At 62.9% G+C, this 22,216-nt stretch carries 19 protein-coding genes and 1 tRNA gene; 11 read left to right on the top strand and 9 right to left on the bottom strand.

Translation table 11 applies throughout. The annotated features are described in order from the left end of the window. The first annotated feature begins 62 nt into the window (after nt 1-62). The 3 genes from JQ566_RS22135 to JQ566_RS22125 all read left to right on the top strand — a co-directional run bounded on the left by JQ566_RS22135 (nt 63) and on the right by JQ566_RS22125 (nt 3,679). Entirely contained in the window at nt 63-1,676 is a 1,614-nt protein-coding gene (locus tag JQ566_RS22135) for an ABC transporter substrate-binding protein (RefSeq protein ID WP_212375502.1), read from the top strand. Between the two features lie 106 nt (nt 1,677-1,782). Continuing rightward, entirely contained in the window at nt 1,783-2,754 is a 972-nt protein-coding gene (locus JQ566_RS22130) for an ABC transporter permease (RefSeq protein WP_212375811.1), read from the top strand. Between the two features lie 22 nt (nt 2,755-2,776). Beyond that, nucleotides 2,777-3,679, top strand: a complete 903-nt coding sequence (locus JQ566_RS22125; protein WP_212375500.1) for an ABC transporter permease — start codon at nt 2,777-2,779, stop codon at nt 3,677-3,679. Nucleotides 3,680-4,390: 711 nt separating this feature from the next. On the opposite strand, the gene JQ566_RS22120 is transcribed toward JQ566_RS22125, so the two are convergent. Continuing rightward, the gene (locus tag JQ566_RS22120; RefSeq protein ID WP_212375498.1) at nt 4,391-5,119 is read right to left on the bottom strand and encodes an SAM hydrolase/SAM-dependent halogenase family protein; all 729 of its coding nucleotides are present in this window, start codon (nt 5,117-5,119) and stop codon (nt 4,391-4,393) included. A gap of 153 nt (nt 5,120-5,272) precedes the next feature. Between JQ566_RS22120 and JQ566_RS22115 the strand changes: the two genes are divergently transcribed. Continuing rightward, complete coding sequence (locus JQ566_RS22115) at nt 5,273-5,479, top strand: DUF2905 domain-containing protein (RefSeq protein ID WP_249139719.1); 207 nt, start codon at nt 5,273-5,275, stop codon at nt 5,477-5,479. Here JQ566_RS22115 and JQ566_RS22110 read toward each other — a convergent pair. Then, entirely contained in the window at nt 5,436-5,801 is a 366-nt protein-coding gene (locus tag JQ566_RS22110) for a hypothetical protein (protein WP_212375496.1), read from the bottom strand. The two genes, JQ566_RS22115 and JQ566_RS22110, sit on opposite strands and share 44 nt — an antisense overlap. A gap of 703 nt (nt 5,802-6,504) precedes the next feature. Here JQ566_RS22110 and JQ566_RS34890 point away from each other — a divergent pair. From JQ566_RS34890 to JQ566_RS22090, 5 genes are all read left to right on the top strand, one after another. Then, nucleotides 6,505-6,639: a hypothetical protein gene (locus JQ566_RS34890; RefSeq protein WP_283814368.1), complete on the top strand. Its 135-nt coding sequence runs from the start codon at nt 6,505-6,507 to the stop codon at nt 6,637-6,639. Nucleotides 6,640-6,731: 92 nt separating this feature from the next. After that, nucleotides 6,732-7,094 (top strand): response regulator transcription factor, encoded by a 363-nt coding sequence (locus tag JQ566_RS22105; RefSeq protein WP_212375493.1) that lies wholly within the window; start codon nt 6,732-6,734, stop codon nt 7,092-7,094. Between the two features lie 20 nt (nt 7,095-7,114). Beyond that, nucleotides 7,115-9,220 carry a 3'-5' exonuclease gene (locus JQ566_RS22100; RefSeq protein ID WP_212375491.1) on the top strand — a complete coding sequence of 702 codons (2,106 nt, stop codon included), beginning with the start codon at nt 7,115-7,117 and terminating at the stop codon, nt 9,218-9,220. A 66-nt stretch (nt 9,221-9,286) separates the two neighbouring features. Beyond that, nucleotides 9,287-9,541 (top strand): hypothetical protein, encoded by a 255-nt coding sequence (locus tag JQ566_RS22095; RefSeq protein ID WP_212375488.1) that lies wholly within the window; start codon nt 9,287-9,289, stop codon nt 9,539-9,541. 3 nt (nt 9,542-9,544) lie between these two features. After that, nucleotides 9,545-12,307, top strand: a complete 2,763-nt coding sequence (locus JQ566_RS22090; protein WP_212375486.1) for an ATP-binding protein — start codon at nt 9,545-9,547, stop codon at nt 12,305-12,307. Between the two features lie 26 nt (nt 12,308-12,333). Here the strand turns inward: JQ566_RS22090 and JQ566_RS22085 are convergent, their stop codons facing one another. From JQ566_RS22085 to JQ566_RS22055, 7 genes are all read right to left on the bottom strand, one after another. Next, nucleotides 12,334-13,794, bottom strand: coding sequence for a DUF294 nucleotidyltransferase-like domain-containing protein (locus JQ566_RS22085; protein WP_212375484.1), 1,461 nt, complete (start codon nt 13,792-13,794; stop codon nt 12,334-12,336). An 84-nt stretch (nt 13,795-13,878) separates the two neighbouring features. Further along, a complete protein-coding gene (locus JQ566_RS22080) occupies nt 13,879-14,196 on the bottom strand; it encodes a hypothetical protein (protein ID WP_212375482.1) in 318 nt (105 codons plus the stop codon). Between the two features lie 243 nt (nt 14,197-14,439). Continuing rightward, nucleotides 14,440-14,515: transfer RNA gene (locus tag JQ566_RS22075), tRNA-Lys, on the bottom strand. A 168-nt stretch (nt 14,516-14,683) separates the two neighbouring features. Beyond that, nucleotides 14,684-15,292: a Spy/CpxP family protein refolding chaperone gene (locus JQ566_RS22070; protein ID WP_212375480.1), complete on the bottom strand. Its 609-nt coding sequence runs from the start codon at nt 15,290-15,292 to the stop codon at nt 14,684-14,686. A 195-nt stretch (nt 15,293-15,487) separates the two neighbouring features. Continuing rightward, nucleotides 15,488-16,492, bottom strand: coding sequence for a TRAP transporter substrate-binding protein (locus JQ566_RS22065; protein ID WP_212375478.1), 1,005 nt, complete (start codon nt 16,490-16,492; stop codon nt 15,488-15,490). A 179-nt stretch (nt 16,493-16,671) separates the two neighbouring features. Next, complete coding sequence (locus JQ566_RS22060; protein ID WP_212375475.1) at nt 16,672-18,234, bottom strand: 2-isopropylmalate synthase; 1,563 nt, start codon at nt 18,232-18,234, stop codon at nt 16,672-16,674. 595 nt (nt 18,235-18,829) lie between these two features. Then, a complete protein-coding gene (locus JQ566_RS22055) occupies nt 18,830-19,093 on the bottom strand; it encodes a hypothetical protein (RefSeq protein WP_212375805.1) in 264 nt (87 codons plus the stop codon). A gap of 182 nt (nt 19,094-19,275) precedes the next feature. Between JQ566_RS22055 and JQ566_RS22050 the strand changes: the two genes are divergently transcribed. Next, on the top strand, nt 19,276-20,511 hold the full coding sequence (locus tag JQ566_RS22050; RefSeq protein WP_212375473.1) for an SMP-30/gluconolactonase/LRE family protein: 1,236 nt from the start codon (nt 19,276-19,278) through the stop codon (nt 20,509-20,511). A 146-nt stretch (nt 20,512-20,657) separates the two neighbouring features. Next, entirely contained in the window at nt 20,658-21,806 is a 1,149-nt protein-coding gene (locus tag JQ566_RS22045; RefSeq protein WP_249139718.1) for an ABC transporter substrate-binding protein, read from the top strand. The last annotated feature ends 410 nt before the right edge of the window (nt 21,807-22,216 follow it).

Below are 22,216 nucleotides of genomic sequence, written 5' to 3'. Positions count from 1 at the left end.
CCTGGGCAGAAGACCCGGCGCTTGAAGAACAGGAGGAATGTGTTCCAGAGGGAGGAAAGACTATGAACCCTTCAAAATATCTCAGAGCCGTGTCAATCGTGGCGGTCGGCGCGGCAGTTGCCCTCGGCTTCTCCGGGGTTCCAGCCCAGGCTGCACCGAAGCAGGGAGGGATTCTGAACTTTGTCGTGCCGGACGAGCCGCCGAGCTGGGACGGCCACCGCGAGACGACGTTCGCGCTGATCCATCCCTTTGCGCCGTTCTACAGTCTGCTCATCAAGGCCAACCCGGATAATCCGTCCTCACCGACGGACTTCGTCTGCGACCTGTGCACGGAAATGCCGACCCCGACCGACGAGGGCAAGACCTACACGTTCAAGATCAAGCAGGGCGTGAAATTCCACGATGGAACGCCATTGACGGCGCACGACATCGTCGCGTCGTTCAGAAAGATCATCTTCCCGCCGGAGGGCACGACCAGCGCGCGCCTCGCCTATTTCGTCATGGTCGAGAGCGTCAGCGCGGCGGACGACCACACCGTCGTGTTCAAGCTCAAATATCCATCGGGCGCCTTCATCCCGGCGCTCGCGACGCCGTATAACTTCATCTACTCGAAGGCAAAGCTCGAAAAGGACTTCCGCTGGTACGAGACCAACGTCATGGGGTCGGGGCCATTCAAGTTCGTGACAAGAGAGGCAGGCGCCTATGTGCGCGGCGAGCGCAACAAGGACTTCCATGTCGCCGGCCAGCCCTATCTCGACGGCTTCGAAGCGATCTTCTCCAACAAGCAGGCGGTGCAGGTGCAAGCGATCCGCGGCGACCGGGCCGCAATCCAATTCCGCGGCTTCCCGCCGAAGAGCACCGAGGACCTCGTCAACGCGCTCGGCAAGGATATCACGGTGCAGGAGAGCGACTGGAATTGCGTGCTCCTGTTCACCCCCAACCATAAGAAAAAGCCGTTCGACGATGTCCGCGTTCGCCGCGCGCTCACGCTGGCGGTCGATCGCTGGGGCGGATCGAAGAGCCTTTCGCGCATCGCCATCGTCAAGGCGGTCGGCGGTGTCGCGTTCCCGGGTCACCCGCTGGCGGCGACGAAGGCGGAGCTTGAGCAGCTTCCCGGCTACTGGCCGGACATCAACAAGTCGCGTGCCGAGGCCAAGCGGCTGTTGCAGGAAGCCGGCGTCCCCGAACTGAAATTTGTGTTGTGGAATCGCGCCGTCGACCAGCCCTATACGATCGTGGGCACGTGGCTCATCGACCAGTGGCGGCAGATCGGGGTGACGGTCGAGCAGAAGATGGAGCCGACCGGCCCGTTCTATGCGCGGCTCAGGTCGGCTGAGTTCGACGTGACGGTGGACTTCAACTGCCAGTCGGTCGTCAACCCACTGCTCGACATCGGCAAGTTCCTGTCGGAGGACATCGGCAACGAGAGCTACGGCGCATACGTCGATCGCGACCTCGACAAGATCTTCGACACGATGAACCGCACGCCCGACGAGGCCGAGCAGCGCGAGCTGATGCGGCAGTTCGAGAAGCGTGTGCTCGATGAGCAGGCGCATTCATTCGTCACGCTGTGGTGGAATCGTATCGTGCCACACCGGTCCTACGTAAAGGGCTGGAAGATCAGTCCGAGCCACTACCTCAATCAGGACCTCGCCAACGTGTGGCTCGACAAGTAACCGACCGAGGGGCTGGCGACTCGCGGCTGTTTCCACGTCTGTGCCATGGCAAGGCAGTGAACGGGAAACGGCCGCGAGCGGGGGCAAGAGTGGCGGTGCAGGGAGCATGTACCAATACATTCTCAAGCGACTGCTGTTGATGATCCCGACGCTGCTCGGCGCCGCGCTGCTCGTCTTTCTCCTGCTGCGTTTGGTGCCGGGCGACGTCTGTGTGCTGCGCATGACGGGCGGTGCCGGATACGTCGCCCCCAAGGCGATCGCAGCCTGCCGCAGCGAGCTCGGCCTTGATCGGTCCTACCCCGTGCAGTTCCTGACCTTCATTTGGGACTTCGTCCGATTCGACTTCGGCAAGTCGATGTGGACCGGGCGCCCGATCACGGAAGAGATAGCACTCCGCTTCCAGCTCTCATTGCAGATCGCGATCATGGCCACGCTCACCGCCATCATGCTGGCCATTCCGCTCGGCACGATCTCGGCAGTCAAACAGAACACCTGGATCGACTACGGCGTGCGCGCTTTCAGCATCGCCGGGATCGCGATGCCTTCGTTCTGGCTCGGCGTACTGATCATCCTCGGCCTGCTGATCACCACCAAGGCGGTCTTCGGAAGCCCGTGGATGCCGCCGATCAAGTATGTGCCGATCTGGATCGACCCGCTTTACAACTTGAGCATGACCATCTTCCCGGCGCTTGCGACCGGCTATCGCTATTCCGCCGTTGCGACACGTATGACGCGCTCGGCGCTGCTCGAAGTACTGCGCGAGGACTACGTCCGCACGGCGCGCGCCAAGGGGCTCAGCCAGCAGCTCATCATCCGGCGGCATGCACTCAAGAACGCATTGTTGCCGGTGGTCACGATCATCGGCATCGAGTTCGCGTTCCTGATGGGCGGCTTGGTCGTCACCGAGCAGGTGTTCAACCTCAACGGGCTCGGCAAGCTGTTTGTCTCGTCCGTGACCAACCACGACTACACGATGACCCAGGCGCTGGTCATGTTGGTGGCGACGATATTCGTCCTCACCAATTTCGTAGTGGACATCATCTACGCGTGGCTCGATCCGCGGATCCGGTACAAATGATCGCTGGAATCAGAGGTTCTGCATGACTGTCGCGACCGACCTCGACACCAAGGTCGAACTGACGGATGAGCGCAAGCCGCGGAGCAGGCTAGCGGCCATTGGCCGGTTCGCACGCCGCAACCCGTTGGGCGCCGCGGGCGCCGTCGTCATCATCGTCATGGTCGTGGTTGCGGTGTTTGCGGATTTCATCGCCCCGTACAACCCGGTCGTCAACGCCTTCGATCGCATGCACGAGCCGCCGAGCCTCGAGAACTGGCTCGGCACGGATCAATACGGACGCGACGTGTTCTCGCGCGTCGTCTATGGGTCGCGCACGGCCTTGCTGGTCGGGTTTGCGTCGTCGTTCGTCGGCGCCACCTTCGGTCTCGTCCTCGGCGTCGCGAGCGCCTATTTCGGCGGCAAGATCGATTTGATCTTCCAGCGCATCCTCGACGTCTTCATGGCGTTTCCGCTGATTATCATGGCGCTGGCCGTGATCGCAATCTTCGGGACGGGGGCGCAGAACGTGATCATCGCCATCACCATCCCGTTCATCCCGCGCTGCGCCCGCGTCGTGCGTTCGAGTGCGCTGGCGATCCGCGAGCTCCCCTATATCGACGCCGCCCGTGCCAACGGCTTCAGCCACAGCCGCATCATTCTCCGGCACATGGTGCCGAACGTCATGGCGCCGTTTCTCATCATGATCACCGCCTTCGTCGGCCAGGCCATCCTGCTTGAAGCATCGCTTTCCTATCTCGGTCTCGGCGTGCAGGAGCCGACGCCGGCATGGGGGCTGATGCTTCAGGGCGGCGCCGAGGAATACGCCGAGAGCGCCCCCTGGATCGCTGTCTTCCCGGGTATCGCCATCAGTCTTGCGGTGTTCGGCTTCAGCCTGTTCGGCGATGCGCTGCGCGACGAGCTCGATCCCAGGCTGCGATCGCAGTAAAATAGGTGTTACGTCTCTGAGCCGCGCAGTGCGCGGCGACGCGCCCAGGCAAGGCTGATCCGGCCTTGGCAGCGCCTGTCTACGAGCCGTCGTGATAGCGGTCCCGCAACGAGTCCCACTCGTCGGCGCTGAAGCGAGCAAAAACTTCGTGCGGCGAGAGGTCCTTGGGCGGCGCGGGGGCCGCGGACGCTGCGGCGGCTCTCAAGCTGCAATATCACAATGAGACCTTGCATCTGGACAGGTCGCAGGCGCATGAGCCGGGACGTGAGGCGTGGCCGAGCAGATCGGTTGCGGCAATCAAAGCGGCTACAAGATGCCTCCGGCATCCTCGCACGAACTTCGGAGCGATATGGCGTCCAGCAGGCGGATTATCGTGCAGCCATCTGCGATCTTCAAGATCTTCCGTTCATCACGGTCTGCGCTCGTTGGCAGGTCGCGGAGCACTTCCACCTTCGCGACACACGCACAGTCAAGCCACATGCGGAAATACTCCCGGCGACCATCGGAGACTGCCTCAAGGTTCAGTCTTCGCGATTTCACCGCACCCGGTATCTGCTCATGTAGTGCTTGCGCAAGATCTTGCGGGTCTGCTCCGCAAGCCGCCTGTTAGCACCAGCCTGCGGCTTGTTGCGGCGCTCCCGCGGCTTCAGTCGATCCGGGGGACGATGCTTGGTCGAATGTTGCCTTCGGGTCAAAGCGGCAGACCTTTGTTCATGCGACGATTTCGACCGGACTGCCGATGGCAAGACCGAGATCGCGGTCTACCCGCCCCTGATTGACGGCAAGTTCGGCAAGCCCGTTGGAGTTCTCATACCAGAACGCCGTGCCTGGCGGCAGATCACTGAAGGTCCTCGCGCGGTCCAGAACCCGACCTGCCGCGGTCAGCCTTGCGCCGGGCGGCAGCATCGCCGCCCTCACCCCGGTCATCGCATTGCCGTAGTGATCGACGTAGACAATCTCGCAAAGGTCATCCGGCCAGTCTGCCCGGCGATCTGCACCATCGTGCCGTGGCTGGCCGGGGGGCGGATCACCGCGCGCCAGCATGGCCGCCACCGGGGCGAACAGGTCGCGCCCGTGAAAACTGGCCGAGAGATGCTTCGGCCTCCAATCGATGTCCCAGATGCGTGTCTCTCGGGCTCTGCGCTGGATCAGCTCAAACAAGCCGTTGCCGGGACCGACATACCAGCGGCCATCGGCCTCGAGAAAAATGGATGGCCGCGTCCCGCCGACGCCGGGATCGACAACGCAGAGAAAGACGGTTCGCACCGGAAACCATGCAGCGTAGGCCGCCACCAGATACGCCGATGCCTTGGGATTGCCGATCGGCGCATCGGCGAAGAGGTCGACAATGGGTATGCCCGGCGCCATCTGGTGCAGCACCGCCTTCATCTGACCGGTATACGGGCCGTGCAACCCAAAATCCGTAAACAGCGCAATCATGGTATCAGCTTGTCAAGTGCATGTGTCCACTTCGCTCGAAATCGCTATACTGGCCCATCCGAGCCATGCGACGGACCGCGGTCACAGCAGCACGCCAAATCCCGCTTGCTCTCCCTCAATCGGCTCGCCCACTGTGATCGTAGGCTCGGCGCAATGTCGATCTCGCGTCTGCTCATCATCTTCGGCTTGTCGCTCGTTGCGCTTGGACTGCTATGGCCAATGATCATCAAGATCGGCTTGGGCCGCTTGCCCGGCGACATTGTCATCGAGCGCGACAACTTCCGCGTTTATATCCCGCTCGCAACATCGCTACTGATCAGCGCGATCCTTTCTCTGATCCTTTGGCTCGCGAACCGCTAGCCGTCGGCGCCTCTTGCTCTGGGTGGATGGCGCTCGGCAGCGCATACGGCCAGCCTGCCGGCAGCAGCATCGTCTGCGCCGTGACCAGCCACGGCATCCACATCAATCGTGTGGCCTGCACCCAAAATGTGAAAGGGTCAGCTGCCTCGAACGGGGACCCGAGCGCTTCGAAGGACGGCGTAGCCCGCAGGTTGATTGACATCTGCTCCCAATCACCGGTCGGCGATTGCCGGCGAACGATGTCGATGTCGAGGCCGGGCAGACGAGCGCTCGCTCTTGTGGCATCGATATCGCTGTCGGGACTGTGCATCCGCTCAGGCATCGGCCTCTACCATCTCCGTGTGCCGATCCCATCGCGAACCGGCCTATTGACTATCGCTCTGCTACATCGCGAAATGGACTATTCTAGTAGCGCTATTCTCGTACCGAAGAGCAGCATAACTCGCAACGCAACGTCTTGATAGTCCGGCCCAAAGCCGTCGTTCGTACACGATCCACGCATGTTGAAGTGTCGGCGAGCAATCCGGCCTTGCGCGGATCAACCACGGGCACTACCGCGCCGGTTCCATCTTGCCGTCCGGCCCTTGTTTCCAGGCGAGGAGATCGGCCGTTGCCCGCAAGCCCGAGCACCATGTCCGAGAAGCGCTCGTCTTGTACCAGGACGTGGCTCTGAAGACGCTTGCGGCGAGTTGCGCGTCGCCGGCGCGGATCGCTTCGGGCGGCGACGCTGGCCGACATTCTCGCGGTGCAGCAACCAGCGAGACGAGCGTTCCTGCAACGTGCAATTTGCCCGATCCGGCGAAGGTCGAACACATGCGGGTGCCCGCACGGCACCGCAGCATTCGGGCCAGCCCCTCACGTGCGGACAAGGGGTGGACAAGGACAATCACGGGCGGAACATGTAAAGTAGCCTCGTGCGGCCTTGGACACCAGCGGTCGGACTTGCTTCGCGAATCGCCGGGTCGCTGTGTCATCGGGGCGGCGGGGCTGAGATTTGGGGGGCGAGAGCAAGAACGGAGGAACCGATGAAAAAGGACATCTGGCAGGAGAACAAAGAGCGCTATTTCGAGTGGAATCCCATCGAAAGCGTCGTTGCCAAGTTCGTATGGGCCGCGATCGGGGCCGCCGTGGCGATCGTGGCCATGTACCTGCTGCGCTAGGTGGCGCAGAGTTGGGTGGAGCGCACTTCTCGCTTGCCGTGCTGTCGCGCGATCGAGCAAGGCGACCCCTGGAGGATGCAATGCCGCAAAGCGTGCTCGTGGTCGATGACGAGGCCAACATCCTGCTGTCCCTCGAATTCCTGATGAAGAAGGCCGGCTACGAAGTTCGCCTCGCCCGCGACGGCGAGGAGGCGCTCGCGGAGATAGGCAAGGCGCGGCCGGATCTCGTGCTCCTCGATGTCATGATGCCGAAGCGCAACGGTTTCGATGTGTGCGAGGCCATCCGGGCCAATCCAGAGTGGCGACCGGTGCGTGTCATCCTGCTGACGGCCAAGGGCCGCGACATCGAACGCGAAAAGGGCTTGGCGCTGGGCGCCGACGACTACATCACCAAACCGTTCTCGACGCGCGAGGTCGTTGAGCGGGTCACCGCTTGGATCGGGCCGGCCAAGTAACCGGGCAACAAGGGCGTGCGATGCAGGCTGCCGTTGCGATACCAATCCTCCTCGCAGCATTGGCGCTTGCCGCCTTCGCTGTGTCCGGCGTTGCGCTGTGGCAGGCGGTGCAAGGTGGCGGAGCGGTCGGTGCTTACATGTCCATCGCATTTGCCGTCGTCGCCGCTTTGGTTGGGCTGGCTTGGGCTCTGCTGCATGTCAAGCTCCTCAAGCCCCTGGCCGCTCTGAAGCGGGAACTGCTGATGCAGTCACAGATACGCGTCGATCGACCGCTCGCGGTCGATCGCGGCCACTTGCTCAATGGGCTCCCAACGGCGGTCGACAAAGTACTCGGCGCGCTCCAAGCCGCGCGTGGCAAGACCCAGGAGGCCGTGGATGCTGCCACGCGGCGTGCAGAGGAACAGAAGAGCCGGCTTGAGGCCATCCTGCTCGATCTCTCCGAAGGGGTGATCGTTTGCAATCTCGAGCACCGGATACTCCTCTACAACCAAGCCGCCGCCCGGATACTCAACGCGAGCGATACGCTTGGGCTTGCCCGCTCATTGTTTGGCGTCCTGACGCGAGAGCCCGTGCTATTGACGCTTGAGCTGCTCCTGCAACGGTCAGAGGACGCGGCCGGCGATGAAGCCCGGTCCACCGAAGAATCGACGCTCGATTCCACGACGCGCCGCTTCGTCTGTGCGTCGGTCGATCTTGCGACTTTGCTGCAGGCGAGGCTCAGCCTGGTGCGCGAAGCTTCGGGCCGCGCCTCAGGCTACGTGTTGACCTTTGCCGATGTCGGCGCCGAACTCGAAAACGTGGCCCAGCGCGATGCGCTCTTGCGTGAGGTCGCCATGGAATGGCGACGGCCGCTTGCAAGCTTGCGCGCCGCGACCGAGATGCTGGCGGGGGAACTCGAAGCGAGCGCGCGCCGCGTCTTTCAAGACGTCGTTGGCAAGGAGGTCGAAGCGCTCAATCGCAGCTTTACCGACGTTGCGCAGCGTTACGAACGCCTTGCGACGGATCAGTGGCCGTTGGCCGACATTTACTCGCTGGATCTGTTCCACGCCGTCCGCAGGCATTTGGCAGACGCCGACGGCATCCAGGTCACGCCCGTGGGCGTGCCAGTCTGGATTCATGCCGACAGCCACTCGCTGGTGCTGGCGCTCGAGCATCTCATCCGCGCCGTTGCCAGGCACACAGCGAAAGCCGCCTTCGATATCGGTGCCGTCGTGCAAGACAAATACGTCTACGTCGAGGTGGTTTGGGACGGCGCGCCGCTCGCCTCGGCGATCATCGAAGCGTGGCTGGCCGAGCCGCTGAGGGGTACGATCGGCAACCGCACAGTCCGCGAGATCGTGGAGCAGCATGGCAGCGAGCTATGGAGCCAGGTGCTGCCGGAGGGGGGCGCGTGCCTCAGATTGCCGCTGAGGAAGACCGAAGAGCCGCCCGCCCGGAAACGCCCGGACCGCGTTGTGCCGATGCCGGAGCTATACGACTTCGACCTGTTTTCTCTTCCGACTGAGGCAATCAGGGACACGCCATTGCGCAAGCTCGACCTGGTCGTATTCGACACCGAGACCACCGGCGTAAGGCCCGACGAGGGAGATGAGCTCATCTCGATCGGAGCGGTTCGTGTGGTCAATGGCCGCATTCTGACGGGCGAGACGTTCGAGCGACTGGTCAATCCGAATCGTGATATCCCCGCCAGCACGACGCGAATTCACGGCATCACCACCGACATGGTGCGCGACAAGCCCCCAGCACAAGTCGTCTTGCCGCAATTCAAGTCCTTCATCGGCGACTCCGTGCTCGTCGCCTACAACGCCGCCTTCGACATGAAATTCCTCGAGAACGGGGCCGAGCAGGCAGGCGTCAAATTTGATAACCCAGTGCTCGATGCTCTGCTTCTGTCCGTGTATCTGCAGCCGGATGTGTCCGATTTTTCGCTGACTGCCACCGCTGAACGACTGGGTGTCGAGGTCATTCGCAGGCACACCGCAATCGGCGACGCCATGACTACCGCCGCGATCTTCGTAAAGCTCCTGGATCTGTTGAGAGCCCGCGGGATCGAGACGCTCGGTCAGGCTGCCAGGATTTCCAGCCGGATGATGGAGCATCGCCGTCAGCAGGCGCAACTTATATGATCCCACGCTGTCGCGGCAGGGACGCAGCGAAGCGCACATCGAGGTGATACTATGCCAAGGCGAGGATTGACCGGCGAGCGCTTGATCGGCTTGTTCCTGTTCGGTTTGCTTCTGCTCACACCGCCGCTGATCGGCGCCTTCGACAAGGCCACTTTAGTGGGCGGGGTACCGTCGCTTTACCTCTATTTATTTTTCTCCTGGGCGTCGCTGATCGCCCTCACGGCGTTGATCGTCGAGCGGCCGGACCCCGACGAGGAGATTGTCGAAAGCGAGCCTGGCGCGGATCCCGACCAGGGTACCAGCCGCGCACCGCGAGCCTGAGCCATGCTGGGCGGCTACGTCATAATCACGGTCTCCTTCCTCTACCTCTCGATCCTGTTCGCCATCGCCTACTATGGTGACCGCCGCGCGGATCAGCGTAGGAGCATTATCGCGAGCCCCTACATCTTTGCGCTATCCATCGCCGTGTATGCCACAGCCTGGACCTTCTACGGTAGCGTCGGACGGGCCGCGTCCTCGGGCGTCAGTTTCCTGCCCATCTATCTTGGCCCGACGCTGACCTTCATCCTTGGCTGGTTTCTGATCCGCAAGATCATCCGCATCAGCAAGGTCAATCGCATTACCTCGATTGCCGACTTCGTTGCCTCGCGCTATGGCAAGAGTTCCTTCCTGGGCGGGCTGGTGACCATCATCGCCGTCGTCGGCATCATGCCCTACATCTCGCTGCAGCTAAAGGCGATCTCGACGAGCTTCGCCGTGCTCCAGCACTACCCGGACATCGTGATGCCGGCCAAGCTTGGCTCGACTCCGGTCCTGCAGGACACAGCGCTTTACGTCGCGGTGATCATGGCCGCATTTGCCATCCTGTTTGGCACGCGGCACATCGACGCCAGCGAGCGTCATGAAGGCATGGTGGCGGCGATTGCCTTCGAGTCGGTGGTCAAGCTGTTCGCTTTCCTGGCGGTTGGGCTATTCGTCACCTTCGGCATCTATGGCGGCTTCGGCGAAGTGTTCTCGCGCGCGGCCACCGATCCAGCCCTCGCGCGTCTCTTTACGCTCGAGGCAGCCGGCGGGTACACGAGCTGGATTTCGCTGACGCTGGTCTCGATGGCAGCCATTGTCTTGCTGCCGCGCCAGTTTCAGGTGCTGGTGGTCGAGAATGTCGATGAGCGCCACATCAAGAAGGCCATCTGGCTGTTCCCGGTCTACATGTTGCTCATCAACATTTTCGTCTTGCCGATCGCTTTTGGCGGGCTCCTCCACTTTCCCGGAAATACGGTCGATGCCGACACCTTCGTGTTGACCGTGCCGATGGCCGAGCACTTTTGGACCATCGCGTTGTTCGCATTCATCGGTGGCCTCTCCGCGGCAACGGGCATGATCATTGTCGAAACCATTGCCCTGGCCACCATGGTGTCGAACGATCTCGTCATGCCCCTGCTGTTGCGCTTCGGCCGACTGCATCTCTCGGAGCGCAAGGATCTGTCTGGCCTCATGCTCGCCATCCGCCGCAGCGCCATCATCTTCGTGATCCTGCTCGGCTACGCGTATGTCCGGTTGATCGGCGAGTCCTACGCGCTCGTATCCATCGGGCTCATGTCGTTCGTCGCCGCCGCACAGTTCGCGCCCGCTATTCTCGGCGGAATCCTGTGGAAGGGAGCGACCCGCCTCGGCGCTATGGCTGGAATGAGCGCCGGGTTCCTGGTGTGGATCTACACCCTGCTGCTGCCTTCGTTCGCACGATCGGGGTGGATATCGGAGAGCTTCGTTCAGGACGGCCCGTGGGGGCTTGCACTGTTCAGTCCCTATGCGTTGCTCGGGCTTTCCGGCCTCGATCACATCGCGCACGCCCTGTTCTGGACCATGGTGATCAATGTCGGACTTTATGCTGCCGTATCGCTTATGACGACGCAGACCATGATCGAGCGCAGCCAGGCCGTGCAGTTCGTGGACATCTTCAAGCAGCCATCCGAGGGCGCGCGCATTTGGCGCGGCACGGCCACTATTGGCGACCTCCGTCGCCTCTCGAATCGCTTTATCGGTGAGACCCTGACGGACCAAGCCCTCCAGCGCTTCGAGCGCGACCGAGGGCGCCGGCTCGACGATGCGCATGCGGCGGACGCGGACATCGTGCATTACGCGGAGCGGCAACTCGCCGGCGCCATTGGCGCGGCCTCCGCGCGGATCATGATCGCTTCAGTGTTGAGGGAGGAGATGCATGACATCGACGAGGTCATGCAGATCCTCGACGAGGCTTCTCAACTCGTTGTCTACAGCCGTCAGCTGGAGGAGAAGTCGCGGCAGCTCGAGGCCGCGACGGCCGAGCTCAGGGCCGCTAACGAGCGGCTCAAGGAGCTCGACAAGATGAAGGACGACTTTGTCTCGACAATCAGCCATGAGTTCAGGACACCGCTCACCTCGATCCGCTCCTTCAGCGAGATCGTGCACGACAATCCGGACATTCCCGTCGAGCAGCGCAAGATGTTCCTCGGTACTATCGTTCAGGAAACCGAGCGGCTGACTAGGCTTGTCAACGACATCCTCGATCTCGCCAAGATGCAGGCAGGCCAGACGGATTGGCAACTGGCCAGGATCGAGCCAAGGAAGGTGATCGACAACGCGCTCGCCGCAACGGCCGGCCTCTTCGCCAAGAACCCCCGCATCAAGCTTGAGTGCCGCGTTGCCGAGGATCTGCCGAGGATTCTCGTTGACGCCGATCGGATCACGCAAGTGCTCGTCAATCTGATTTCGAATGCGGTCAAGTTCTGCGACAAGGACCATGGTTTGATTACTATTATGGCACGAGCAGAAGCGGGGTCCGTCCTGGTCAGCGTGCATGACAATGGTGTCGGCATCGCCAGGGAGGATCACAAGAAGATTTTCGAGCGATTCCGCCAGGCGGGCGACACATTGATCGGCAAGCCGCAGGGTACCGGCCTCGGCCTGCCTATCAGCGTGCACATACTTGAGCGCTTCGGGGGCACCATCTGGGTCGAGAGCGAACTCGGCAAGGGCGCGACTTTTTTCGTCCGCATCCCTTCGGCTGAGCTCTCCCACCTGGCCACGGCCGCTCGCGAAGTCACTTGACCGCAACGTGGCGAGTTGCCCGCCAGCTAAAGCGAGCGTCCCGCGAATTCCATATTGAGTGTTTCACGCAGGTTTTCGATGGCGCGGAAAGACGCCACGAGATGTTTGTTTTCGCGTTGGGAGAGATCAGCCACAGGGACATAGTTGGTGATCCTGCGCCCGGCCTTGAAGTCCTTCAGCTGCTGGCGCAGCAAGAGACGGGTCATATGCCTGAACGCGTCGGCAAGATCCTCATGGTCTCCAGCGCTGATGGCTCCCTTCTCCCTGAGGCAGTCAAGCCGGGTGAGAGTCGACGTGGCCGGAATGCCGGCTTTAAGCGCAAGCAGCCGCGTACCTTCCACGAGCGGAAGCGTTCCACGAAGCTTCAGGTCCACCACACCCTGCTGATCCTCCCCATGGTACTCCTTGCGCAAGCGTCCGAACCAGCCGAGTGCCACCTTGTGCTCGGCTTCGATGGCGAACAGGTGTTGGAGGAACTGAGGGCACTCCGACGTTACTGCGGTGACGTGGGTGCGGAGCTCGCTTGAGAGCGCAGGATCGCCGAACGCATGACGGAAATCGAAGAAGATATCGCAGTTCAACAGCATCTCGGACTCGCGCCGCCTGATCCAGTTGTCGATCTGCCGGCGCCAATCCGACAGGCGCTTGCGCCAGACGGGATTGGTGGCCATGACATCGCCGACGCAGAGGCGAAAGCCGACCGCGTCAAGCATCCGCGTCATGCGTTCGGCAAGCTCCAGAAAATATGCGTCCGCACGCTTGCCCTGGCCGCCGACGTCGTCAGCGAGGATGAAACCATTGTCCTGGTCGGGCGCCAGAAAGTTTTCGCCGCGCCCGCCCGACCCCATGATAATGAGAGCGAACCGCGCAGGAGGCTCCCCCCAGCCGTCGTCGCGCATCGCCCGTTCGACCAGCCTCAAGACACGCCGGTGGATATCGTTGTTGATTTCCGTGAGCAGCGACTGCACCTCCGGCGCCGAAATGTTGTTGTCCAACAGTGCGCTGGCAAGCTGGGCCTGCGCCTTCCTTATGAGGTGCAGGCCCTCGACACTCTCCTCGTGCGTGAGCTGCTCGATGAGCGACATACTCTCGCTCGACAATGAGGCGAGCGCTTCGTCCAAGGCGAGCATGCCGATCATCGCTCCGCTCCCGTCCACGACGGGGACATGCCGAAGCTTGTTACGGCGCATCAGGCCGACCGCCTGGAAAAGGTAGTCGTCGCGCCCCGCCGCGACGACTGGCGAAGTCATCACCGATTCGACGAGTTGATCGGACTCCGTTCGCCATGCGATCCGACGTACGACGTCCTGCTCCGTCACGATGCCCTTGGGCCGGCCCGCACCGTCGATGACGATGGCACAGGATGCGGGTGTCGTTGTCATCAAGCTCACGACCTCGCCTACCGTCGCGCCCGGTGCAACACGTACGGGCGGCGGTCGCATATGATCGCGCACCAGGCGCCGGAATATCTCGGTTTGCGTACTCAAGGGGGCTTGCTCCGTGGAAACACGTCCTCGCTGCACGATCGGGCTTCCATCTTATATGGATCATATGGACCTCGGTGCTGCATTTCAGCGTTTAGCGCCCTGCCAATGGTCCGGTTCTGACATTCGCATCCCGCTTTGGCAGGCACGTCTGCGAATGCTGCGCGTCGCGAACTCGCAGCCGGATGGGGCGCGAATATCAAATCCGCTGCACCAGTCAGGACAGCAATGCTTGCGCCGCTTGTGGCGCTTCACGTCGCGATAGGATTCGCGCGAGCCCACCTCGGTTGAGACCCAGGTAGAACCCGCCAATGCCGGAATTGGAGGGCAGCTGCTCGGCCCTGCCCCCAGTACGATACGACCGGTCTCCATGACGTAGCCGTGATCGGCGATCTCGAGCGCCATGGTGCCACGTGAGGTGCCGATGATGCTCTCAGAGGCAACCAGATCCTCACCGCCGCTTTACAGGCCATTCAATCGTGCCAGCGAGCTCCGACCGCTACCGTCAGGAGGACAAATTCGCAGAAAATCGTAGTTTGGCGCGGAGAATCGTGGCCCGTGGTAGCGGAGGAGCAAAAAACGTCGCACGAGACCAATTTTGTTCTCGGCGCTCCTCCGCGAAGGTCTTGGAAAATAAGAGTTTTCCAATGGTGGGCGCACCAGGGCTCGAACCTGGGACCCGCTGATTAAGAGTCAGCTGCTCTACCAACTGAGCTATGCGCCCGAAAGGCGGTCAAAGCCTTGCGAGGCCGGTCGTTTAGCAAAGCGATCCGGGTCTGGCAAGCGATCGGACGCAAGTTTTCCAAGGCTTCGTCCACGGGACCGGAAATGCGAAAAGCCGCCGGATTCCAGCGGCTTCGCCAAGGCTAACGGTCGCAGAAAGCGGCCCCGCTCAGAGCCGGCCCTCGCGGTCCCGGCCCTCGCCGCCGTCACGGTCGAAGCGGTCATGGTGGAAGTGGTCCATGCCGCGCTCCATCATGCGGTCCATGCGCTCCATGAAGTGGTGGTGGCGCGGACCGTCCTCGCCGCCGCCGAACGGGCCGCGGTGCCGGGTCAGCACAGCGAGGCGCCGTTTCTGGCCCTCGTCCAGGGTCTTGTAGAGCGGGTCGGCGGCATCGGCGATCTTCTTCAGGGCCGCGGAAGTCGCACCCATGTCCTCGGCGCGCTGGCGCAGACGGGCGACCGGATCCTCCGGCTTGTCGGCATCCCTCGAAGCGTCTCCTGGCCCGGCATTCATCCGCGCATTGGCACGGTCGATGCGCAGCTTGGCGAATTCCCGCACGGCAGCCTCGACCGGCGGCCACAGCTTCTCCTGATCGGCGTTGAGCCTCAAGCCGGCATGGACGGCGGCAATCCGCGCGTCGACGAAGGCGGCGCGGTCCTCGGGGTTCATGCGGATGTGGCGGACGTGCTCCATCCACGGGCGATGATATTGGGCATAGACCGCGCCCGAGCCGGCGATGCTGAGCACGGCGATGGCGGCGATGGTGAACTTCTTCATCCGGACCTCCTCTGGAAGGATGCCGTGAGGATGAGCGCGAGGGGGCTGACGCGCAACTTACAACTTGGACAGGGAGCACGTTGTTACGGAGATGTAACTGCCGTGAATGCCCGTTCAGATGCAAACTGAAATGATTTGCAACAAAAAGGGCTTCCGTGCGATGCGCGGAAGCCCCTCGTTGATCGTCTGTTCAAGTCAGTTCGTCGTGCTCTTGGCTTCCTTCAGGAACTCGTCGATCAGCGCCTGGCCGACGCGGCCTGCGGCATCCTTGTAGACCGGCTCCATCGCCTTGCGCATCGCCTCGTCCTGCTCGGCCGTGAGCTTGATGATCTCGCTCTTGCCGCTCTTCTTGATCTCGGCCAGCGCGTCGTCGTTTTCCTTTTGCGACTGCGCGTTGCTGAAGTCGGTCGATTCCTTCATCGCCTTCGACAACTGGCCACGGATGTCGGCCGGCAGGTCGTCCCAGAACTTCTTGTTCACGATCACGACGTAGCCGATGTAGCCGTGATTGGTCTCGGTGAAGTACTTCTGCACCTCGTGCATCTTCTGGGTATAGATGTTCGACCAGGTGTTCTCCTGGCCGTCGACCACGCCGGTCTGCAGTGCCTGGTAGACCTCGCCGAAAGCCATCACCTGCGGCAGCGAGCCGAGCGTCTTGAACTGGGCCTGCAGCACGCGCGAGGACTGGATGCGGAACTTGACGCCTTGGTAGTCGGCGGGCGTGATCAGCTTCTTGTTTGCGCTCATCTGCTTGAAGCCGTTGTCCCAATAGGCAAGGCCGGTGATACCCTTGGAGTCCAAAAGCTTGAGCAGCCGCGCACCGAGCGGCCCTTCCGTCACCTTCCGCAGCGTCTTCAGGTCGGGCAGGATGTAGGGCAGATCGAACACCTCGAACTCGCGGATGCCGAGCGGCCCGAACTTGGAGTTGGACGGTGCCAGCATCTGCACGCTGCCGAGCTGGAGCGCCTCGAGCTCTTCCTTGTCCTTGTAGAGCGTCGAGTTCGGGTAGACCTCGACCTTGACCTTGCCGCCGGTGTATTTCTCGGCGAGCTCCTTGAATTTCTCCGCCCCCTTGCCCTTCGGCGTGTCGGTGGCGACGACGTGACTGAATTTGATGATGATCGGTGATTGGGCCGATGCCGGCCCGGCAAGCCCGAGTGCCAGTGCCGCGATGGACGCGGCGATCGTTAAGGTGCGCATATTCTCTCCCTGGTATTATTTGGGCCACCCAGCAGGCCGAGCGGCCAATCCTCATGCCAGCCAAATCAATACAGGCCGTCGGGCTGCGCTGCTATTGGCCGTTAGCAGGGCTGCCATCTCTCAGTCTGCCATTCCGGGGCGGCTCGAAGAGCCGAACCCGGAATGACGAACTGCGTTCGTCAGCTCGCCGCCGCGGTCGTCACCGTGTCGCGCTGGCGCTTCATGACGATCTTGTTGAGCGCGCCGAGATAGGCCTTGGCCGAGGCCACCAGCGTATCCGGGTCCGCCGCGCGCGCCGTCATCGAACGGCCGTCCTGCGACAGCCGCACCGACACTTCCGCCTGCGCGTCGGTGCCTTCGGTGACGGCGTGGACCTGATACAGCTCCAGCTTGGCCTCGTGCGGCACCAGGCGCTTGATGCAGTTGAACACGGCGTCCACCGGACCATTGCCCTCGGCTTCCTCGATCTTGATCTGGCCGTCGACGTCGAGCTTCATGGTGGCGCGCTGCGGGCCATGGGTGCCGGCGATCACGGTCAGCGAGGTCAGCTTGATGCGGTCGTGCGAGGCCGCCATCTCCTCGTCGACCAGCGCCTCGATGTCCTCGTCGTAGATGTCCTTCTTGCGGTCGGCGAGCGCCTTCATCCGCGTGAACGCATCTTCCAGCTGGTTCGGGCCGAGCTTGTAGCCCATCTCCTCCAGCTTGTGCACGAAGGCATGGCGGCCGGAATGCTTGCCGAGCACCAGCGAGGACTGCTTCAGGCCGACCATCTCGGGACGCATGATCTCGTAGGTGGAAGCGTCCTTCAGCACGCCGTCCTGGTGGATGCCGCTCTCATGCGCGAAGGCGTTCCGGCCGACGATCGCCTTGTTGTACTGGACGGGAAACGAGGTCGCGGCCGACACCAGCTTCGAGGCGCGGGTCAGCTGGGTGGTGTCGATCTTGTTCCAATAGGGGAATTTGTCGTTGCGGACGTTGATCGCCATCACGATCTCTTCGAGCGCGGCGTTGCCGGCGCGCTCGCCGATGCCGTTGATGGTGCACTCGACCTGACGCGCGCCGCCGACGATGCCGGCCAGCGAGTTCGCGACCGCCATGCCGAGGTCGTTATGGCAATGCACGGAGAACACGGCCTTGTCCGAATTCGGTACGCGCTCGATCAGCGTCTTCATGAAGTGGGTGTATTCCTCCGGCACCGTGTAGCCGACGGTATCGGGGATGTTCACCGTGGTGGCGCCGGACTTGATGACGGCCTCGACGATGCGGCACAAGAAGTCCATCTCGCTGCGGGTGCCGTCCTCGGCCGACCATTCGACGTCGTCGATCTGGTTGCGGGCGCGCGCGACCATGGCGACCGACGTCTCGATCACCTGCTCCGGGGTCTTGTTCAGCTTCACCCGCATATGCAGCGGCGAGGTCGCGATCACGGTGTGGACGCGGCCGCGTTTTGCAAACTTCACCGCCTCGGCGCAGCGGTCGATGTCGGCGGGATGGGCGCGCGACAGGCCGGCGATCACTGCATTCTTGGAGCGGCGGGCGATCTCGCTGACCGCCTGGAAGTCGCCCTCGGAGGTGATCGGGAAGCCCGCCTCGATGACGTCGACGCCCATGTCGTCCAGCAGCTCGGCGACCTCGAGCTTTTCCTCGAAGGTCATGGTGGCGCCGGGGCACTGCTCGCCATCGCGCAGCGTGGTGTCGAAAATGATGACGCGGTCCTTCTCGGACTTGTTCGGGGTGGCCATTCCTAAATTTCCTTTTGAGCGTTTGCGCCGTTCAGAGCGTTTTAGTCCCTTGGCGCTTGAGGTGTCCGTTGATCTCGACCAACCCCTGAGCGCCCAGGCGCATGGCGCCCAGCCGGCCCTCAGGGGCGAGTAAGAAGAAGACCGCCAATAAGGAGGGTGGGCAGCGACGCGGCCGGGATCGTGGCGGCGGCCAGAGCCACCTCCCTCGAAATCCCCTCGATTTGGCCGCGAATCAGCATTGCCAGACCCTTTTGAGCCACAAATCCTCGGCCAAAACCGTTGACGGTTGGTTGCCAAGGGGCTCAGTGCGCTCAGTTTCTAGACGAGAAACGGCTGCAACTGCAACGCTAAAAGATGGTCAGGAAGGCTGACCTGGTTGGGGCCCTACATCCCTTTCGCGCGTGTCCCGGACGCGCTGCAACGCGTCTCGCGTTGCGGCGCTGAGCCGGGACCCAGGCGCGGCACGGCATGCGGCGACATGGCCCCCGGCTCTGCAGCGCACCACCCCGACGATGCTTCGCATCGCAGGCGCGCTGCGCTGCGTCCGGAGCACCAGAGCGGAGTTGGCGCCCGCTCTCTCCAAGCCGTCATCGCCCTACCCCGCGCGGCGGGCGCGCGCCCTGCTCTCCCAACGGTTCAGCATCTGGCCGAGCTCGCCGGTGGCCGCGGGCGCAGCAGTGCCGGCCTTCGCGATCTCGTTGGTGTTGGCCGGCGCGTTGGCAGAGAGCCAATCCGGCTGGGCATATTCGCGCCAGCGGCGTGCCTCCGCCCGCCTTTTCCGGGAGACGTAGTCCCGCGTGAAATAGCCGGCCGCAAATGCGATCGCGAGCAGGATGATCAGGACGACAATTTGCACAATGAGCTCCGGTCCTATCCCCGTTAGCGCCCTTCCATTCCAAACGCATTCGAAGGTGACGAAATTGCGACCCGCGATCGCGCAGCGGTTTCGATTCCGCCCCTCGCAACCGACAGCGGACCGGACTAACCTTCGCGCCTGCTCGGCCGGATCAACCGGCCAGCGACCATGATCGGGAGGACGCGATGACACGCCAAGAGGCTCGTGACAAAGAGCAGCGTGACCGGGATGCTGCGCTTTCACGACGAACACTTGTCCAGGGACTTGCAATCAGTGCCGCCACCATAGCCGGAGCCGGCTCCGCGCTGGCCCAGACCGGACCCGCCGCACCGCCAACGACGATCACCACCCCGCCGCGCGATTTCAGCCCGCGTGGTGCGCCGACCACCTACTTCTGGGACCCCGACATCATCGCCGTCGATCCGTCCTTCAACGATCTCGCGCAGCCCAACACCGCGATCACGCGGCTATACACCGGATTGCTGTGGGCCGAAGGCCCGGCATGGAGTGCGCAGGGCCGCTATCTGCTCTGGAGCGACATTCCAAACAACCGGCAGATGCGCTGGAGCGAGGACGACGGCCGCGTCAGCGTATTCCGCAGCCCCTCCAACAACAGCAACGGCAACTCATTCGACTTCCAGGGCCGCCAGCTCTCCTGCGAACACCTGACGCGGCGGGTGACGCGCTACGAGCATGACGGCACCGCCACCGTGCTGGCGGACTCCTATCAGGGCAAGCGGCTGAACTCGCCGAACGACGTCGCCGCGCATCCTGACGGCAGCTACTGGTTCACCGATCCGCCCTATGGCGGCCAGCTCTACGAGGGCGAGCCCGACGGTGCGGGCGGCCCGAGCAATGCCGGCGGGAAGCTCAATCCGCGGATCGGGCAGCCGGCCGGCTTCGTGCCGGGCAAGCGCGAGCTGCCGACCAACTGCTATCGCATCGATCCCTCGGGCCGCCTCGACCTCGTCGTCACCGAGGACCAGGTGCCCGACCCGAACGGGCTGTGCTTCTCGCCCGACTACAAGAAGCTCTACATCGCCTCCACCGGCAAAGGGCCGGGCGACACCGGCCCCGGCGGCAAGGGTGAGATCTTCGTGTTCGATGTCGGCAGCGACAACAAGCTCACCAACCTCAAGAAGTTCAGCGACTGCGTGATCGACGGCGTGAAGTGCGGACCGGATGGCCTGCGCTGCGACGTCAACGGCAATCTCTGGGCCTCCAGCAATGCCGGCCGCGCGGTCGGCTACAGCGGCGTGACGGTGTGGTCGCCGGAGGGCAAGCTGCTCGGCCGCATCCGCCTGCCGGAAGTGTGCGGCAACGTCTGCTTCGGCGGCCCCAAGCGCAACCGCCTGTTCATGGCGGCGAGCCAGTCGCTCTACGCGGTGTACACGGCAACGCAAGGCGCAGGGCCGGGCTGAGCCACGCAATCCCTGAGCAAGAGCGCCGGCGTCAATCGCCGGCGCGGAAGATCCCGACTTTCGCCATGTTGACTTTCCGCCGTCCCGCTCCCCATACTTCGCAAAAAAATACAACCAATCATAAGACGGTTTTGAGGGAGGATAGGATGCCGACTTCACGCAGGCAGCTGCTGAAGACATCGGCGGCTGCCGCCGCCGCACTCAGCCTCGATTGGACCAGGGCTCAGGCACAAGCCGAGACATTGCGCATCGGCCTGATCTACGACCTCACCGGCCCGTTCGCCGCCGGCGGCTCGGTCGCCTCGTCGATCGGCGCGCAGATCGCGATCGATCTCGTCAACGAGAAAGGCGGTATCGGCGGCAAGACCAAGATCGTTCCAGTCGCCGCGGATTCCCAGAGCAAGCCCGACGTTGCGATCAACGAGGCCGAACGCCTGATCAGCCAGGAGAAGATCGACATCCTCAACGGTGTCTATGCGAGCTCGCATGCGGTGCCACTCGCAGCCAAGGTCGAGCAGCAGAAGAAGATCCTCTGGATCACGACGGCGGTCTCGACCGCCGTGTTCAAGGACAAGAACCTGCAATACGTGTTTCGCGCGCAGATCCATTCGGACCAATACGGGCAGGCCTTTGCAAGCTTCATCACCGAGCATGCGAAAGCCAAGCTCGGCATGGACCCGAAGGAGGTCAAAGTCGCGTTGATCCACGAGGACGGCCCCTATGGCGTCGGCGTTGCCTCGGCCGACGACGCCTACGCCAAGCAGGCCGGCATCCAGGTGGTGTTGCGCGAGGGTTACTCGGCTTCCGCGCCCGATCTCTCGGTGCTCGTCACGAAGATCAAGCGCGCCAAGGCCGACGTGATCTCGCATGTCGGTTACAACCCTGACATCACCTTGTTCCTGCGCCAGGCGCGCGAGAGCGGCCTGCGCTTCAAGATGCTGTTCGGGGCCGGGGCCGGCTACAGCCAGCTCGACAAGCTGCGCGCGACTTTCGGCGCCGATATCGACAATTTCTGCAACATCGACCCGGTGCCGGCGCAGCTGCTCGATCCCGCCAAGCTCGCGCCCGGAATGGGCGATCTGATCAAGACCATGGTCTCGCGTTACCAGGCCAAGACCGGCGCCACCGACGTGCCGCCGCACTGCTCGATGGGCTTCAACCAGACCTGGTGCTGCTCAACAACGTGCTGCCGGTCGCCAAGGAGAAATACGGCAGCTTCGAGCCCGAGGCCATTCGCAAGGCGGCGCTCGACGTCGACATCCCCGCCGGCGGCACCATCCAGGGCTATGGCGTGAAATTCTTCCCGCCGGGCACGCCGCTCTCCGGCCAGAACGAACGCTCGACGCCGGTGGTGATGCAGAACGCCGGCGAGCACATCTCGGTGGTGTGGCCGACGAATATCCGCACGCAGGACCCGGTGTTCCCGCTGCCGAAGGGCTCGACCTACGGGGCGTGAGGTGCAGACCGCGGCACGGCCGGTGCCACCCTCCCCTGGAGGGGGAGGGTCGCTACGCATGCAGCGAAGCGGAATGCGTGGCGGGGTGGGGTGATCTCTCCACACGGGCACTGCCCGATTGGAGAGATCACCCCACCCCGCTCGCGCTACGCGCGATCGACCCTCCCCCTCCAGGGCTACTGGATTCACACATCACTTCGGTCGTGAGGGTGGCGGATCATGAGGTTGGCACCGCGTTTTATGGCTTGG

Origin of the sequence: Bradyrhizobium sp. SZCCT0231, assembly GCF_018130245.1 — a bacterium.
GTDB classification, from domain to species: domain Bacteria; phylum Pseudomonadota; class Alphaproteobacteria; order Rhizobiales; family Xanthobacteraceae; genus Bradyrhizobium; species Bradyrhizobium japonicum_F.
Note: the sequence above shows the minus strand (reverse complement) of the source record. Positions and strands in the feature narration are given on the sequence as shown.